A 16,826-nucleotide genomic window follows, 5' to 3' on the forward strand; every position below is an offset into this window, starting at 1 on the left:
GCAAAAGGAATGCAAGGAATCTTTGATTACGCGCAGCAAAAAAGAATGAAAAGATTAAACGTTTAGAGATATCAACTCTTAATTGACATAATTAATAAAGAATACTTTAAAGAATTTAAAATACGATATGGCAAAAGGAAAAATTATAGTAGCGGGCATAGGTCCCGGATCAAAAGAAGATATTACCCCCGCAGTACTCGAAGCAGTTAAAGTTTCGGATGTGATTGTAGGTTATAAATATTATTTTCAGTTTATCACCGATTTTGTAAAACCCGATGCACAATGCATAGATACGGGGATGAAGAAAGAACGACAGAGAGCCGAAGAAGCATTTCGATATGCCGAAGAGGGCAATGCCGTTTGTGTAATCAGTTCGGGCGATTCGGGTATTTACGGCATGGCTCCCCTCATCTATGAGATGAAAAAGGAGAAGCAAAGTGATATCGAAGTAGAAGTATTGCCCGGTATCAGTGCCTTTCAGAAAGCAGCAGCTATTTTGGGAGCACCCATCGGTCACGATTTCTGCATTATCTCAATGTCCGATTTAATGACGCCTTGGGACAGAATCGAAAAGCGTATAATAGCAGCCTCATCAGCCGATTTTGTAACAGCTATTTATAACCCCAAAAGCAATGGCAGATACTGGCAATTGTACCGATTGGTAGAATTGTTTCTCAAAGACCGTTCGCCCAATACACCAGTTGGATATGTGCGTCAGGCAGGTCGTGAGGAGCAGGAAGTGAAAGTAACTACCCTCGGACAATTTGACCCCGAAGATGTAGATATGTTTACCATTGTCATTATAGGTAATTCACAATCGTACCGTTTTCAGAAAGATAAGATCATTACCCCCAGAGGATATTATCGGGAAGATGAGGTCGAAGGTGCTAAAAATCTGGGGCAGGATATAATGATCCGCAGTTTCAGAACCATCGAAAGCGAATTGAAGAATAAAGATATACCGCTCGATAAAAAATGGGCACTTCTTCATGCAACACATACTACTGCCGATTTTGATATGGAAGATGTTCTCTATACAGATGAAAATGCAGTAGCCAATCTCTACAAAGAATTTACTGAAGGAACCGTTCGAACCATTATCACCGATGTTACTATGGTCGTTTCGGGCATCCGCAAAGGAGCTTTGGAACGTATGGGCATAGAGGCGAAATGTTATCTGCATGACCCTCGTGTTGCCGAATTGGCACAATCTAAAGGTATTACCCGTACACAAGCAGGTATCCGTTTAGCAGTTGAGGAATATCCCGATGCTTTGTATGCTTTTGGAAATGCACCGACAGCCTTGATAGAGTTGTGCGAATTGGTACGTAAAGGCAAAGCAAATCCCATCGGCATTATTGCTGCACCCGTTGGTTTTGTGAATGTGCGCGAATCGAAACACATGACTAAACCATTTAAAAATATCTCTAAAATAATTATCGAAGGACGAAAAGGAGGTAGTAATTTAGCTGCAACACTAGTCAATTCAATTCTTACTTTTGATGATGCAGAACAATTAAAACCGGGCAGAGATGTATAAATTGCTAGTATTCTTATTTATAGTATTCATAATTCAGTCTTGTTCCGTTTCCCAAAAAGACATTGAAAGCCAAGGATGGAAATTGTCCGATATCCGACCCGCTTCAAATAGAATTGACAGTTTGGTGACAGGTCGTGATGTTCTCGATTTTAGAGATTATATGAATTTAAGAGGAGATACCATCTTTGAGGGGGATGTACCCTATGCTGTGATAATTGATCGAAAAACAGGATTGTCACTTTTAGAGTCAAATAGTATTGAAGTCGTAGACTTAATAACAAAAGATACGTTGAGATATGTCGGAAAATGGTCGAATTAGATTTTACGTAATAGGTATAGACGATAATCAGCAACAATATTTCTCACCCGAAATAAAGGAAGCGATAAGCTCTCATACTGTTTTTTCGGGGGGAGCACGTCATCACGAAATTGCAGAATCGTTTCTACCAAAAGAATATACTTGGATTGATATAGTTGTGCCTTTGAAAAATGTATTTCAGCAATACCAATCGCATAACGAGATAGTTGTTTTTGCTTCGGGCGATCCCCTTTTCTTTGGATTTGCAAATACAATTCAACGGGAAATGCCAGAAGCTGAAATTATAGTATATCCTTCTTTCAATTCATTGCAAATGTTGGCTCACCGATTGGTGTTGCCTTATCAAGATATGCACATTGTTTCGCTGACAGGTCGTCCTTGGCTCAAATTCGATCAGGCTTTAATTGAAGGACAATCCAAAATAGGAGTTTTGACGGATAACAAAGAGCATATTCCATCGGCTATTGCAGAACGAATGCTCGAATATGGCTATGATAACTACATAATGCACATTGGAGAACTGCTCGGTAATAAAGAAAAAGAGAAAGTTTCCACTTTAGAGCTGAAAGAGGTAATAGGAAAGACATTTCAATTTCCCAATAATCTCATTCTGACAAAAACAGAGTCACGAAACCGCCCGTTTGGTATTCCCGAAAGTGATTTTCACTTATTAAATGGAAGAGCAAAAATGATAACCAAAATGCCTGTTCGATTGTTATTACTTAGTATGTTAGATTTGAGAGATAAGTCCGTCTTTTGGGATGTAGGATTTTGTACAGGATCGGTATCAGTCGAAGCTAAAATGCAGTTTCCCCATCTCGAAATTTTTGCATTTGAGCAAAGAGAAGAAGGCAAAGAACTTATACGAAACAATGCACGTAGATTTGGAACACCCGGAATAACGTCATTCATAGGCGATTTTACTCAAACTGATACATCCCGATTACCTCTGCCCGATGCCGTATTTATTGGTGGTCATGGCGGTAAAATGAATGAGATAGTACAAAAGCTTACCGAAGTTCTGAATCCCAATGGTGTAATTGTATTTAATTCAGTATCGGACGAAAGCCGGAATCTGTTTTTGGAAGCCATCGAAAATAATGGTTTGAAACTCGAACAAAGTATAACAATAAAAGTAGACGATTTCAATGCAATTGATGTAATGAAAGCTATTAAAAGTCTCAATTAAAATATAAGAAAGCAATGACAAAAACAGCAATCATACTAACCTCCGAAAGCAGTTTAGGGTTAGCGCAAACCATAAAGAAAGATCTGCCGAATGCCCGTATTTACACAAAGGCAGAGATTGAAGGTACAGTACAAATAACATCCATCAATGAATGTGTAGAAGAGCTCTTTACTAAAGTAGGATCTCTTGTTTTTATCGGTGCAATGGGTATTTGTGTGCGAAGTATTGCGCCCTATATCGTAGACAAATATACCGATCCAGCTGTTGTAAATATCGACAGTACAGGTAAATATGTAGTATCTGTTCTTTCGGGGCATGTAGGCGGAGCCAATGATTTATCGAAGCAAATAGCCAATATTATAGGCGGTGAGGCGGTAATAACTACCCAAAGCGATAATACAAACCTTTGGGCATTAGATACTATTGGGCAGAAATACGGCTGGGAGACTGTTACCAATACAGCTAATTTAAATTATCCGCTGACTTCTTTTGTCAATAAAAAACCGACAGCTCTCTTACTCGATATTAATGATGAGGGAACTACGTATTTGGAACGTACAGCTCCCGACCACATAGACGTATATTACAAATACGAGGATATCAAATTGCATAAATATGAATTGCTGATTGCCGTTACTCCCTATCTTTATCCCGATGCAGGCATTCAGATAATCTATTATCATCCCAAAGTATTGCATTTAGGTGTCGGTTGCCGCAAAGATTGCGACCCAAAAGGCATTACCGATTACCTCGCTGCCGAAATAAAAGGATTGAATATTGCAATGTCTTCCATCAAAGATATTTCCTCAATAGACTTGAAAAAAGATGAGGCTTTGTTGAACGATATTCAGGCATATTTAAAAAACATTCCGGTCAATATCTATTCTGCGGATGAACTGAAAGACATAGAAGTTCCCAACCCATCGCAAAAGGTAAAAGAAGTAACTACGGTATCGAGCGTATCGGAAGCCACGGCAATCAAAAGTGCCAATGGAGGTTTACTTATCCTCGAAAAGCAAAAAGCAGTTTTAAGTCCCAGTAACGATTTTACCTTCGCCATTGCCATGGATCGAGAAGCTATTCGACAAGGGCATATCGAAATAGTGGGAGCAGGACCCGGCGATCCCGATTTAATCTCCGTAAAAGGACGTTATTTCTTGGAAGCTGCTGACTTGATTCTATATGCAGGAAGCCTTGTGCCTGTCGAACTTACCTATTGCGCCAAACAAGGAGCAGTAGTAAGAAGTTCGGCATCGATGGATTTAGAAGAGCAATTTTCAATCATGAAAGAATTTTATGACAAAGGAAAATTAGTAGTTCGTCTGCATACCGGAGACCCATGTATTTACGGAGCTATACAAGAGCAGATGGCATTTTTTGACGAATATAAAATGTCGTATCATATTACTCCCGGCATATCTTCCTTTTTGGCTGCGGCTGCCGCTTTGGAGTCGCAATTCACCATTCCCGAGAAAGTGCAGACTATTATATTGACTCGAGGGGAGGGGAGAACGCCCATGCCCGAAAAGGAAAAATTGCACCTTTTGGCTCAATCGCAAAGTACCATGTGTATATTTCTCAGTGCAACCATAGTAGATCAGGTGCAGGAAGAATTATTGGTGCATTATCCGCCTGCAACACCTGTCGCGGCATGCTATAAACTGACATGGAAAGACGAGCGTATTTATCGGGGTGAGTTAAAGGATTTAGCCAAGATTATCAAAGAAAACAATCTGACCTTAACTACTATGATCGTTGTGGGCGATGCAATCGGGAATCGTGAAGGTTTATCGAAATTGTATTCTAATCAGTTTAAACATTTGTTCAGAAAATAGGGTATAAGACCTGATTTTACATCAGATAAATGCAGGAGTTTTTTCTATTATTCGTAATTTTGAGAGAATCAACAAAAAATGAATATATCCGTTATTAACCACAGTTAATTGAGGGGGAATTATTACTAAAAAAAGAAACATAAAATACGATGTTACAATTCAATATTGAAAAACCAAAGGACGAAGTCCGTTCTTATTTACAAGAAAAAATAGATAATCTGACCAAACCAAAAGGTTCGTTGGGAGTATTGGAAGATTTAGCCATGCAAATCGGTTGGATTCAGCAGACGTTAGAACCTAAACTGAGTAACCCACATCATATTGTTTTTGCCGGCGATCATGGAATTGCAGCCGAGGGTGTAAGCCCATCACCACAAGAAGTGACCTTTCAAATGGTGGCTAACTTTTGGGCAGGAGGAGCAGGAATTAATTTTTTGGCTCGTCAACATAAAATCGAACTACAGATTGTAGATGCAGGAGTGAATTTCGATTTCAAATCCGAAGATCCGATTATAGATAAAAAGATCCGAAAAAGCACACGTAACTATCTGCATGAAGCAGCTATGACTTACGAAGAAATGGATTTGGCAATACAACGTGGTGCAGATTGTGCACAGGCTTGTTTCGACAAAGGGTGTAACATCATAGGCTTTGGCGAAATGGGTATAACCAATACTTCAGCATCGGCTTTATGGACAGCTTGTTTGACTGATATTCCGTTGAAAGATTGTGTAGGTGCTGGATGCGACCATACAGGAAACATTCTGGAGCATAAATACAATGTTCTGAAACAAGCCAAAGAAAACTACAAAGGAGACAATTCGCCCGAAGATATTATCCGTTATTTCGGAGGTTATGAAATGGTAATGGCTGTAGGTGCTATGCTGAAAGCTGCCGAACTGAAAATGATAATTCTGGTAGATGGTTTTATTATGACTAACTGTATGCTGGCTGCATCTAAATTGAATGCGAATGTGTTGCATTATGCTATTTTCGGACATCAGGGAGATGAGGCAGGACATAAGCTTGTCCTTAAATACTTAGATGCAAAACCCATATTGCACTTAGGCTTCCGCTTAGGAGAAGGTACGGGTGCGTTGTGTGCTTATCCGATAGTGGATTCATCTGTTAGAATGATCAATGAAATGAATTCTTTTAAAAAGATTCAGGTGACAAAATATTTTTAATACAATAAAAAAGAAGGAGCATAGTTGAATATGCTCCTTCTTTTTTTTGCTCTTTACTCTTTGCTGTTTTTCTTTTTCTGATTTACTACTGCACGCATAATAAACTCAGAGGACGTATTGGCAGATTGTACTGTCCCATAATCCAGATTTTCAATCTGTCCCTTAAGTGCCGAATCTTCCGAAATAGAAATGTTTTTATCTAGCATATAGGCATTTGCATTTGTCTTCTGTTTCGCATCTTTCGTTTCGGTTCTTTGTAAATAGAAATGTGAAATCATATGATACACAACGCCTTTTCCATGATTGAATTTAATGAGAACCGCTTCTTCTCCATATTTGTCTTTCAATTCGTTCGATCGTATTAAGACTTTTACTTTATCTTTATTTAAGACCTTGATAGGGTAGGAAGATCCCTCGAGCCACCAAACAGGAGCCGTCTTTTCGTCCAGAAATCCGTTTATAACAGGGTCGTCCTTATCCATTACCTCTACCCGTACTACCTCATCAGCGGTTAATTTCTCATTAAAAGATACATATCCGGGAAAACCGACTTCCAAAACGTTTTTCAATGCCCAATCACTGGTAATTAATTGACCTCCCTGAGCAACAAAAGTTGCCAATTTTCGGGCTTGATCTTCGGGGAAATTTGTTGCACAATTAACAAAAACGGTCTGATGAGGTTCCAGTTTTACATCTTTTAGTTGATGCTGAGATATTCTGATAAAAGGTAGTCTAAGAGACGAGAGTACAAGGTGCATATGATCGTAAGTGCCGTTAACCACAATCAGATCGTTTTCCGAAATATCATCAATGATTTTTATATTCTCTTTATCTTCCGATAAAAGTCGTTCTTTTACCATATAACCAGAGACTTCGTAGGCACTTTGCATGGGATTGGATTGCAACGAATCATTAATCGTAACATTAGACATTTGCAATATATTGTTACTTAGCGGTACTTGTGCCTGTGAATCTACATTCAGAAGAAACAGGCATGCTGTTAAGGTAAGTGTGGGTAGTGTTTTTGCTTTCATATCCTGAAGTTTTATTTAAATAATCGAAAGTATTTAAAGATCCATTCTGATTTGTATGATCAGACCTGCGTGTTTGTTCTTTTTAGATGAACAGTGAATATATCGACTCAGACTTACAACGAAGTAATAAGAATATCTGAGAATTTTAAATTATCACCTCTGAAGTCTGTTTTCCATAAAAATGAGGAAACGATGACTTACTCCATTGGCAAAGCAGTCGGTTTATTTTATAGAGCAGCAATATACTGAAATTCCATAATTAGATTATTCTTTTATTATTCTGCCCTCCTCATCAATCAGAAAAACGGTTAATTCGCCATTAGGAAGGAGAGGGGCACATACCTTGTGACACTTTTGTATGATCCGTGAAAAGAAGTTGGCTTTGGGAATAATTTCCCATAATTGACGAGCTAAAGTGATACCTTGTATTGCTGTGATGATGTCATCCGAACAACCACTCTGTCGGGCGATATCCGAAAGAAACTCTTTATTCATCACCACTTTTTTGCTGTGTGTATCGAGTGAACCTTCGGCAAGTTTAACCGCTTTGCCGAGCATAATCCCCATAGTTAGGTATTTGAAACCCAGATCGGAGGCGATTTTGATAGTCTCACCAATAAAATTGCCATAATGAATAAATGCCTGACTAGGCAATTCGGGGTATATCTGCTTTACGAATTTTTCGCTCTTTGCTCCCGAGTTAATAACTACACGCTCACAATAAAGAGCTTTTGTAACACCCATTTCTCTACGGATAGATCGAATGAAAGCATCCGAAGAAAACGGTTTTACGACTCCCGAAGTTCCGATAATGGATATTCCCCCAATAATTCCCAACTTAGGATTGAATGTACGTTTGGCTATTTCTTCGCCATTGGGAACCGAGATAGTTACATCTACACCAATGCGAATACTTTGATTGGGCAGCTTATACTGATTGTGCCGAAGCACTTTGAATACTTCACGTTTTATCATTTTTCGAGGCGTGGCATTGATGGCAGGACCTCCGATCTCCAATCCTAAACCGGGAAGAGTAACCACTCCTACACCTTTTCCCTGTAAGAAATGTACGCCCCGTTCCACCTGATTTAATCGTATGGTCGATGTTATTTCCTGTTTGTTGGTAACATCGGGGTCGTCTCCTGCATCCTTAATCACGGTGCAGGTAACTTCGTTGTCGCCAAACGATGTGTCGGCAATTGGAATGTATATCCATTCGCCACTCGGCAAGGTTATGCTTATTTCATCCAGCGAATTTCCAGTCAATAGGGTAGTGAGGGCGGCTTTAGTGGCAGCCGTTGCACAAGTTCCCGTAGTATATCCCGTGCGTAATTCGAAGAAATCGGGAACCAGTTTTTCGATCATTTTTCTCAATCCGTTTTCACCATGAACTGGTATAAAGTTGGGCGATAGCGGCGGACGTTTTACTGCCAATATAGGTATATTCAGCTTTCGGGCAACGGCTACTTTTTCATTAAAGCCTCCCGATTCGCCGCTTTCTTTGGTTATTATCGCCTCGGGATTTAGCTTCTCAAACAGGGGTGTATCGTCTTCCCCCTGCTGATAATAAATGATTTTTTCGAAAGGGAATTTTGCTTCATCGACCAGCAGTCTCGATTCTTCCCGATCTAATATTCTGAACCAGCAATTATGCGATTGCCAATACGGTTTTAATTTCACAAGAGTATTTACTCCTGTTAATGCCAGAAGGTTATCAATCTGATGTCTTTCCAGATAATTAATAGCATCGTCATACGAATCGCACCATATAATATCTTCGTCATGCTCTGCATAACTTCTCTCGTAACGAACCACCGGAATATTTAATTTCTCCGATACCTTAGCTATTGTCTGATGCAGAACAACTGCAAAAGGATGGGCAGCATCTACCAAAAGGTGGATGTTTTTTTCTATACAAATGGCTTCCATTGCATTTTCGTTTAATGCTCCTGTCAGGCGAATGCCATTTGCACAAACAATCTCCTGCAATTCGCCTTTAGTAGAATAATAATAAGGCTTTGAGGCTTCATCGCAAACCGTTACAGCATGCCGTCCTTCGGTAGTTCCCCCTAATATAAGTATCATAGTTTTAATGTTTCCAGTAGTGTTTCTATACTATAAACCGAAATGGGTTCTTTCTCTGATTGATATATTCTAATCTCTTTGTTATCAATGTTGTAAATCTCTATATAATCTTCCGAGTCTATATTTCGGGTAGCCAATATGCCGTTGCGAAGCAAAGCTTTACGAACCATAGAGTACATTTGTCCATGCCCTGTCAATTTAATTTGTTTGGTATAAGTGTTTTCGATTCGAAACAATCCCGTTTCCTCATCAAATATAATTCCCTTTCGGGCAAAAAAAGAGGTGAGATGTCCGTTTAGCGAAAGATCTTCGGGAGTGCCGATATTGATGCCCGAATGTTTGTCAATCAGCCATATTTTATCAGCTATCTGAAGAGCCAATTCTAAATCGTGAGTCGATAAAAATATCGTTTTATTCGTTTCTCTAGATAAGCGATGAAGTAATTGCATAATTTCCACTTTACTCGGAAAATCGAGAAATGCAGTAGGTTCGTCTAAAAATATAATGGGTGTTTCCTGTGCCAAAGCTTTTGCAATCATTACTTTTTGACGTTCGCCATCGCTTAATGTATGCACCATTCGGGAGGCTAGGTTTTCGATTTTCACCATTGATATAGACTTGTCAACGATTGCTCTATCCTCATCACTGAGTGTTCCCCAAAAACCTGTATAAGGGCTTCGACCTAAGCCTATCAGTTCTCGTGCCGACATGTTTTTGATGTCGCATTTTTCGGTAAGAACTACACCTATCAATGTAGAGAGTTGTTTCTCCGAATATGTTTCTATTTCTTTCCCCTCGATATTTATTTGCCCTTCCAGTTTGGGCTGAAAGGCGGATAATGTGCGCAGCAAAGTCGATTTCCCGATACCATTAGCACCTAATAAACAGGTCAGTTCGCCACTGAATATATCTGCATTAATATCCGATGCAACTACCTTTCGGTTATTTTTGGTAAGATAGCCAATGGATAGATTTTTTAATTCTATGGTTTTTTGTTTAGACTTTGCCATCAATAAATTATTTATTTCCCATTTGCAGGAGCGAATTGCATTCGCCCGTTAAACATTACATTTGGCGAATGAAGGTCGTTTCTGCTAGGTAATTTCATTCCTTCTTTTTCCGAACAATACCGAAATAACAATAGGTGCACCGATAAGTGCCGTTACCGAATTGATGGGTAATGCACCCTCCATTCCCGGCATACGGGCAATCAGATTACAAAATAACGATAATGAAGCCCCCGCCAAGGTTACGGCAGGCATAAGTACACGGTGATCGGATGTCTGAAATATGGTTCTGCACAAATGAGGGACAGCCAATCCTAAGAATACAATAGGACCACAATAGGCGGTTATGATTGCCGTAAGTACACATGAACAGGTAATGACGTACAATCGTGACCGCTTGATATTCAACCCTAAATTACGAGCGTAACTTTCGCCCAGTAACATAAGATTTAGTGTTTTAATCAACAGGAAAGACAGAGGTATAAGCACAAGCATAATGCCTGCAAATGTATAAACCTGATCGCCTGACACTTTCGAGAAACTGCCCAATCCCCAGATAACATACGCCCGCACATCCTCATCGTTACTAAAAAACTTAAGCACACCTATGATGGCACTCGCAATATAGCCTATCATTACACCGATAATAAGGAGAATTACATTACCCCTAATCCGTTGCGATATAGCTATAATAATTGCCATCACCGCAAATGCTCCCACAATGGCTGCAAAAGAAATGGCTATCTCTCCAAAAAATCCTACTTTGCTGAGGGCAACACCTCCCAAGCTCCCCGAAAGCAATATCATAAGGGCAACACCGAGGCTTGCTCCCGAACTTATTCCCAATTCGGAAGGTCCAGCCAATGGATTTCTGAAAACAGTTTGCATTTGCAATCCGCTGATAGCTAATCCTGCTCCTGCAAATAGGGCGGTTATGGTTTGTGGAAAGCGTGATTTCCAGACAATGTTTTGCCAGATAATAGATTCCTCTCCCGTATTCCAGATAATATTCCAAATGGAGCGCAAGGGGATTGATATAGTTCCTAAAATGAGATTCAAGAAAAAGAATGCCACGATAGAAACAAATATGATTGCAAATGATGTAAAATGCTTTTTGCTCATTTCAATAGTTCGTAATACACAGGTTTGTGATCGGGTAGCAATTCGGGATGAAAAGCCTTTATCAGATCAGCCAAAACAACTTCGGGTTCAACAGGCGCTTTTTCGTAGAAAGGCTTTTGACGAAGATTACAGCACACTACTTTTTTCTCTTTAAAAGCTTTAAAATCGGCATAGCGAGCATCACTCTGTTTCATGGCTTGGTATGAATAATCGCCATCGTGACTCACCAGCATACGCCAGAAATCGGCATCAGCACCTTTAGAATATACCGATTCGAAATCCATATTGATACCACCCGTTTCGTTGTTGTCTTTCAAGAAATATTCTGCTCCTGCATCACGGAATTGTTGTGCCAGAAAACTCTTTCCTCCTACTACATACCAGTTGCCCGAACGCATTTCGCCACTCAGAACAATCGGTTTCTTATCAGCCTTTGAAGCCAAAGTAATCAGATCCTGATATTTCTTTTCTATTTCAGCGAATTGTAGGTTTGCCTGTTGCTCAATGCCTAAAAGCATAGCGGTAAACTTAATCCATTCTGCTTGTCCCAAAGCTGTAGTTTCTTTGTAGCCTAAGAAAGTAACCAAAGGAATGTTCAAATCTTTTATAGATTCATAACCTCCACGTTTAAATGGTGATACGAATATAACGTCAGGATTGAGTGCCATAACCACCTCGTTGTCAAAATTACCTTCGATACCTATTTGACTGGCTTGTCCGCTTTTGATACGGTCTTTCATCTGTTGGTTGAAAAGGTAATGCGTGCTGGTCATCCCCACCACCTTGTCTATAGCATTCAACTTGATAAAGTTCGAAAGTTGCAGAGTAGTCATACAAACCACTTTCTGAACAGGAACTTCTATAACGATGTAATCTTTAGGTATGCCCTCGTGACTTTGCCCCCGATTGACAAGTGCATAACGATATACCGTTTCATTTTCGTGTTGAGGGTCTTGAATATCAACCAACCTGTAATTATCGTGATACGAGACATTGAAACCTTGTGCATATTTTACTTCGATACGAACCGAATCGGGCGAAGTTGCAGTTGACGAAATATTCTTAGTATCAATCTGCTGATTGTTTTTGCAGCTAAAGAAAAAGGTGCAAGTAAATAGTGCTAAATAAATAATTATTGAATTCTTCATTTTATTGATGTATTATCATTAAGGAAAAGTAAGGGAATTTTCGGGCAATTATTTCGTGAGTATGGTTAGTATAATATTCCTTATCCTTAACACCCACATTCTCGAAATAATGAAATGTTGCCGTTGGAATCTTTGAAATACATTCCTTTACAGCTTCCTGACATTGTGATACTTTCATAATAACGACGACCTTACCCGATTCTATTTTTCCGATAAGATCGTTTGCCGATATAATCCCCGGAATCACATTCAGCTCTTCCTCCTGTTTCACAATGTGAATGCCTGCCAAAGCACCACTTGCAATAAAAGCAGGAATGCCTGCAATATGTTCCACAGGAATATTCTGCTTGGTAAGCGTATCGAATATATAATGAATAGACGAGTAAAAACCTGCATCACCTTCGGCTACAATGGCTACCTTCAATCCTTTAAGGTATTGTTGCTCTGCCTCCTGTGATATCCGGTGGTAGGCTTCTATAGCCAATGAGCGGTCTTTACTCATGGGAACATGAAAAGGGATTGCTTTTTTGCTGTCGATATTCAGCTCGGTTATAATATCCAAAGCCCTCGAAGATATAGCATCCTCTTTGATAATGGTTGCAGGGTAAAAAATACAATCGGCAGCCTCTAAAGTCTTTAAGCCTTTGAGGGTGATCAAGTCGGCTTCGCCCGGTCCTAACGATACAAATGCAATTGGATACATTTCTCTTGAATTCTTTTTATTCAATTAAACAATACTCAGAATTAAGAGGATACGAAACATAGAGCCGCAATATGCCAAGCATATCTTGAATATGAATGTTCTTAAGCCTTAACCACGAGCTTTAAACTATATACATATTTGGCAGGTCTTCTGACTTACTCCATCTTTGGAACTCCTTCCCGTTTCTTTCTTGAAACAGTGGATCAGTATTATCCAAAGATTGTTTGGCGGAGCTTACAGCAGCGGGTCTGTTCAGGATTTACACCTGATTCCCTTTTCAGCACTTTTCCGTAGATATGGAATTGTGCCACCAAAACGTGTGCAAAAATATGGAATTAAAAGGGAATTATTCTGAAATTCAAAGAAAAAATGACTTGTATTCTTACTATTCGGAATCTATTGATGAGCTAAACATTTCGTTTTCTCTTTTTCCAGAATGATATCTATCGTGCGTTGAGCTAAAGATGAGATAGAAACCTCATCGAAACCCCTTACACCCGAACAAACTGTATCATTAAGTGGAGGTGTCCATTTCAGCGGAATTTGAGAAGCTCCCCTTATCAGCCCGATGATAGAACCAACAGTGGCAGCATTACAATCGGTATCGAAAGCCGACATTATGGCTAAAGACAAAGACTTTTCAAAATCCTTATTTCCATAGAGTAAGGCAAAGCATACAATCATAGCATTGGGTATGGTATGACACCAATGATGAATTTGTTTTTCATCAAACGAAGTATGAATATGGGCAATAACCTGTTCCTCGTCCCACCCGTTATTTTTAGCAGATACAATTATGTTCACATACTCTGTTAAACGACAGGTTGCAGGAATTTGAGATAATCCGCAATTGATTATAAACTCAATATCGTCCGATGTCATGGCTGCTGCTATCATAGCTGAAACAAACATCTCGCCATATATACCATTCTTTACGTGAGATACAGATGCATCTCTGAATGCCATTTCTGCTGCCATTTCAATATCACCGCCATTTATGTAGCCCCAGAAATCACCTCTGATTTGCGCCCCAATCCATTCCCTGTAAGGGTTTCGATAGACTGCCGATAATGGTGGAAACTTATACAAAGACAGATTGCGATAAGCTATCCGTTCAGCCGTATAGGTATGAAGCAAAGGTATATTCAAAAGCCAGCTTTCTGCAACATCATCCGAATTGAAATCCCATCCATAAGTTTCAAGAATATGCAGTGAAGCAATCGTATAATTTATATCGTCATCTTCGGGCATTCGAGTAATATTATTGATCCAATTTATTGTGATTGGCTTATTTCCAAACAGATAATATTGATCTGTAATACTGTGCTTTTCTTTGATGCTATCCTTTATATTCGATGAAATGTAATCTGTTAAGGGATAATTGTTTGTGTCTTTTAGGAGTTCTCTGATCTGTGCAAGTTTCCATCCTTCAATTGGCTGACCCAATAAGCAACCTGTACATCTTCCTAACCACGCTCCATAGATTTTATCGAATAATTTGTCAGGTGAAATGTTGGTGTTACTGTTTTTGTATGCAAAAACTGGACGAAGAGCTTTTATCTCCTTTAAAGTAGATGGCTCTTTGTAAGGAAAAGATTCATCTATTGGTAAATTGTACATCTCGTCGAGTAAATTTCCTGCAAATTCCTCTTTCTGTAAGTCACAAGTATCTGACTGCATGATCTCATCTATACATTGCTGATAATTCAGTATATTCTTGCCCTCTTCTTTTGATTGCAAGTATTCGATAGGTAATACTCGCAGATGATCCATTATCAGACTTTTTCTTAGCATGGCAGTATATCGTGTTGTATTATTATACGGCAAATTTAAGCTAAAATGTTTGTCTGGTTACCTCTGCCTCTCATCTTTTATAGTTGCGTCAATTTCACTCTCTCTAAAAGTATATCTATCGAAAATAAAAACTACATTTGAAAAAATGAATCTATTAAAATAATAACATGAAAAGAATACTTTTTATACTAGCTATATGCTTGATAAGCGTAGGCTTATCTGCACAGCAGAATCTCGATTTTTCGAAAGAAGTAGAGATTGTCTCTCCTGAGATTAATTCTGATAATAGTGTTACCTTTAGATTGCTGGCACCTAGTGCTCAGTCGGTAAAACTGCAAGGCGATTGGATGCCATCGGAGGGATGGACTCCTAAATTACAAGATTTAAAGAAAGATGAAAATGGACTTTGGTCTTTTACAACATCCACTTTACCATCAGATTTGTATAGCTATACCTTTATTGTAGATGGTTTGAAAGTGCTTGATCCTAATAATGTATATCAAATAAGGGATGTGGCTACAGTAATGAATATCTTTTTGATTGAAGGCGGTTTAGGTGACCTTTATAAAGTGGAGAACGTACCTCATGGAACGGTTGCCCGTCGTTGGTACGATTCACCTAAGTTAGACAGCCCCCGTCGTATAACTATATATACACCTGCCGGATATGAGGCTAGCAAAGATAAATATCCCGTATTATATCTCCTGCACGGTATGGGAGGCGATGAAGAGGCTTGGATCGCTTTGGGACGTGCTTCGCAAATATTAGATAATCTTATTGCCCAAGGCAAGGCAAAACCAATGATTGTAGTTATGACCAACGGGCATACAAGCAACACCGCTGCTCCCGGAGAATCAAGTAAAGGTTTTTATAAACCCGATATGAGAGCGCCTGATATATTCAGTGGCGACATGGAAGCTAATTTTGGAGATGTAATTAAGTTTGTAGAGAATAATTACAGAGTGAAGGCTGATAAACAAGATAGAGCGATTGCAGGTCTTTCTATGGGAGGATTCCACTCGTTGTATATCTCGGCTAACTATCCCAATACATTCGACTATGTAGGGTTGTTTTCACCAGCTATTCTACCTCCTGCAAATGCAGCTTCGCCTATGTATACAGATTTGGATACTAAATTGAAAAAACAACAAGAAAATGGCTATAGTCTTTATTGGATAGCTATTGGTAAAACAGACTTTTTGTTTCAGAATGTGGTAGATTACAGATCGAAATTGGATAGTATGAAGTTTAAGTACCAATATCGTGAAAGCGAAGGCGGACACACTTGGGCAAACTGGAGGCTATATTTATCGGAGTTTGCACCTATGCTATTTCAAAAATAGTGTAAGACTTTTCGTTGATTTATAGCTGGTTGTTTGTTATTGTGCTAGTTTGTATCTTCTTAATTTTAACTTTATAAATCTTAAAAAAGATCATATTGTACAACTATTTGAGCGATTTTATGTTTATAGTATGTAGTTTGATATTAACAGCAACGAAGAGGTCTTTTTCTTAATTTTATCTAGAATTGAAGCCAGATAGAGCGTCATTTATTTGAATTTTTATGTTTTTCTGTTAAAAAAAGCAAAACGTGATATTTTTGACAATCCTTTTCATAACTTTGTTGTTATATAAGTGTAGACTTATAGCCGTGTAGTGCTGTGAATATCTACTAAATAATAAGAAAGAGTTCTTTTACAACTTTAATTATATCCACAAAAACAATCTATTCATCGATTAGATATTGGTTTTTGTAGAAAAATTTATTCTGAGGAAATAATTTGTTGTAACTTTATGCTTAATGAATCAAATTTTATATAACTTTGTGCCACAAATCAGAATTATATAAAAGAAAAAATATTT

Annotated in this window: 13 protein-coding genes and 1 riboswitch; of the genes, 6 read left to right on the forward strand and 7 right to left on the reverse strand. The window is 38.8% G+C overall.

Annotated features, from left to right (window positions below; genetic code table 11):
- The first annotated feature begins 127 nt into the window (after window positions 1-127).
- The 5 genes from cobJ to cobT all read left to right on the forward strand — a co-directional run bounded on the left by cobJ (window position 128) and on the right by cobT (window position 6,070).
- Window positions 128-1,540 (forward strand): precorrin-3B C(17)-methyltransferase, encoded by a 1,413-nt coding sequence (gene cobJ, locus HGC4_RS10490; RefSeq protein ID WP_050710088.1) that lies wholly within the window; start codon window positions 128-130, stop codon window positions 1,538-1,540.
- On the forward strand, window positions 1,533-1,859 hold the full coding sequence (locus tag HGC4_RS10495) for a hypothetical protein (RefSeq protein WP_050710089.1): 327 nt from the start codon (window positions 1,533-1,535) through the stop codon (window positions 1,857-1,859). The genes cobJ and HGC4_RS10495 overlap by 8 nt, the downstream gene beginning before the upstream one ends.
- Window positions 1,837-3,048, forward strand: coding sequence for a bifunctional cobalt-precorrin-7 (C(5))-methyltransferase/cobalt-precorrin-6B (C(15))-methyltransferase (locus HGC4_RS10500; protein ID WP_050710090.1), 1,212 nt, complete (start codon window positions 1,837-1,839; stop codon window positions 3,046-3,048). The genes HGC4_RS10495 and HGC4_RS10500 overlap by 23 nt, the downstream gene beginning before the upstream one ends.
- 14 nt (window positions 3,049-3,062) lie before the next feature.
- Window positions 3,063-4,883 carry a precorrin-4 C(11)-methyltransferase gene (gene cobM / locus HGC4_RS10505; RefSeq protein WP_050710091.1) on the forward strand — a complete coding sequence of 607 codons (1,821 nt, stop codon included), beginning with the start codon at window positions 3,063-3,065 and terminating at the stop codon, window positions 4,881-4,883.
- 149 nt (window positions 4,884-5,032) lie between these two features.
- On the forward strand, window positions 5,033-6,070 hold the full coding sequence (gene cobT / locus HGC4_RS10510; protein WP_050710092.1) for a nicotinate-nucleotide--dimethylbenzimidazole phosphoribosyltransferase: 1,038 nt from the start codon (window positions 5,033-5,035) through the stop codon (window positions 6,068-6,070).
- 53 nt (window positions 6,071-6,123) lie between these two features.
- Here cobT and HGC4_RS10515 read toward each other — a convergent pair whose 3' ends face one another.
- The 7 genes from HGC4_RS10515 to HGC4_RS10545 form a co-directional block, all read right to left on the reverse strand.
- Entirely contained in the window at window positions 6,124-7,104 is a 981-nt protein-coding gene (locus HGC4_RS10515) for a hypothetical protein (protein WP_050710093.1), read from the reverse strand.
- A gap of 264 nt (window positions 7,105-7,368) precedes the next feature.
- The gene (gene cbiD, locus HGC4_RS10520) at window positions 7,369-9,189 is read right to left on the reverse strand and encodes a cobalt-precorrin-5B (C(1))-methyltransferase CbiD (RefSeq protein WP_050710094.1); all 1,821 of its coding nucleotides are present in this window, start codon (window positions 9,187-9,189) and stop codon (window positions 7,369-7,371) included.
- Entirely contained in the window at window positions 9,186-10,199 is a 1,014-nt protein-coding gene (locus HGC4_RS10525; RefSeq protein ID WP_050710095.1) for an ABC transporter ATP-binding protein, read from the reverse strand. Before HGC4_RS10525 ends, cbiD begins: the two co-directional genes overlap by 4 nt.
- 84 nt (window positions 10,200-10,283) lie before the next feature.
- Window positions 10,284-11,318: an iron ABC transporter permease gene (locus HGC4_RS10530; RefSeq protein ID WP_050710096.1), complete on the reverse strand. Its 1,035-nt coding sequence runs from the start codon at window positions 11,316-11,318 to the stop codon at window positions 10,284-10,286.
- Complete coding sequence (locus HGC4_RS10535; protein ID WP_050710097.1) at window positions 11,315-12,466, reverse strand: ABC transporter substrate-binding protein; 1,152 nt, start codon at window positions 12,464-12,466, stop codon at window positions 11,315-11,317. Before HGC4_RS10535 ends, HGC4_RS10530 begins: the two co-directional genes overlap by 4 nt.
- Window position 12,467: 1 nt before the next feature.
- A complete protein-coding gene (locus tag HGC4_RS10540) occupies window positions 12,468-13,169 on the reverse strand; it encodes a precorrin-2 C(20)-methyltransferase (protein ID WP_050710098.1) in 702 nt (233 codons plus the stop codon).
- Window positions 13,170-13,291: 122 nt separating this feature from the next.
- Window positions 13,292-13,499, reverse strand: a riboswitch (cobalamin riboswitch).
- A 66-nt stretch (window positions 13,500-13,565) separates the two neighbouring features.
- Entirely contained in the window at window positions 13,566-14,942 is a 1,377-nt protein-coding gene (locus HGC4_RS10545; protein ID WP_199327658.1) for an ADP-ribosylglycohydrolase family protein, read from the reverse strand.
- Window positions 14,943-15,130: 188 nt separating this feature from the next.
- On the opposite strand from HGC4_RS10545, the gene HGC4_RS10550 reads away from it, so the two are divergent.
- The gene (locus HGC4_RS10550) at window positions 15,131-16,306 is read left to right on the forward strand and encodes an esterase (RefSeq protein ID WP_050710100.1); all 1,176 of its coding nucleotides are present in this window, start codon (window positions 15,131-15,133) and stop codon (window positions 16,304-16,306) included.
- Window positions 16,307-16,826 lie beyond the last annotated feature (520 nt).

It is taken from the genome of Dysgonomonas sp. HGC4, from assembly GCF_001261715.1.
Classification (GTDB): Bacteria; Bacteroidota; Bacteroidia; order Bacteroidales; family Dysgonomonadaceae; genus Dysgonomonas_A.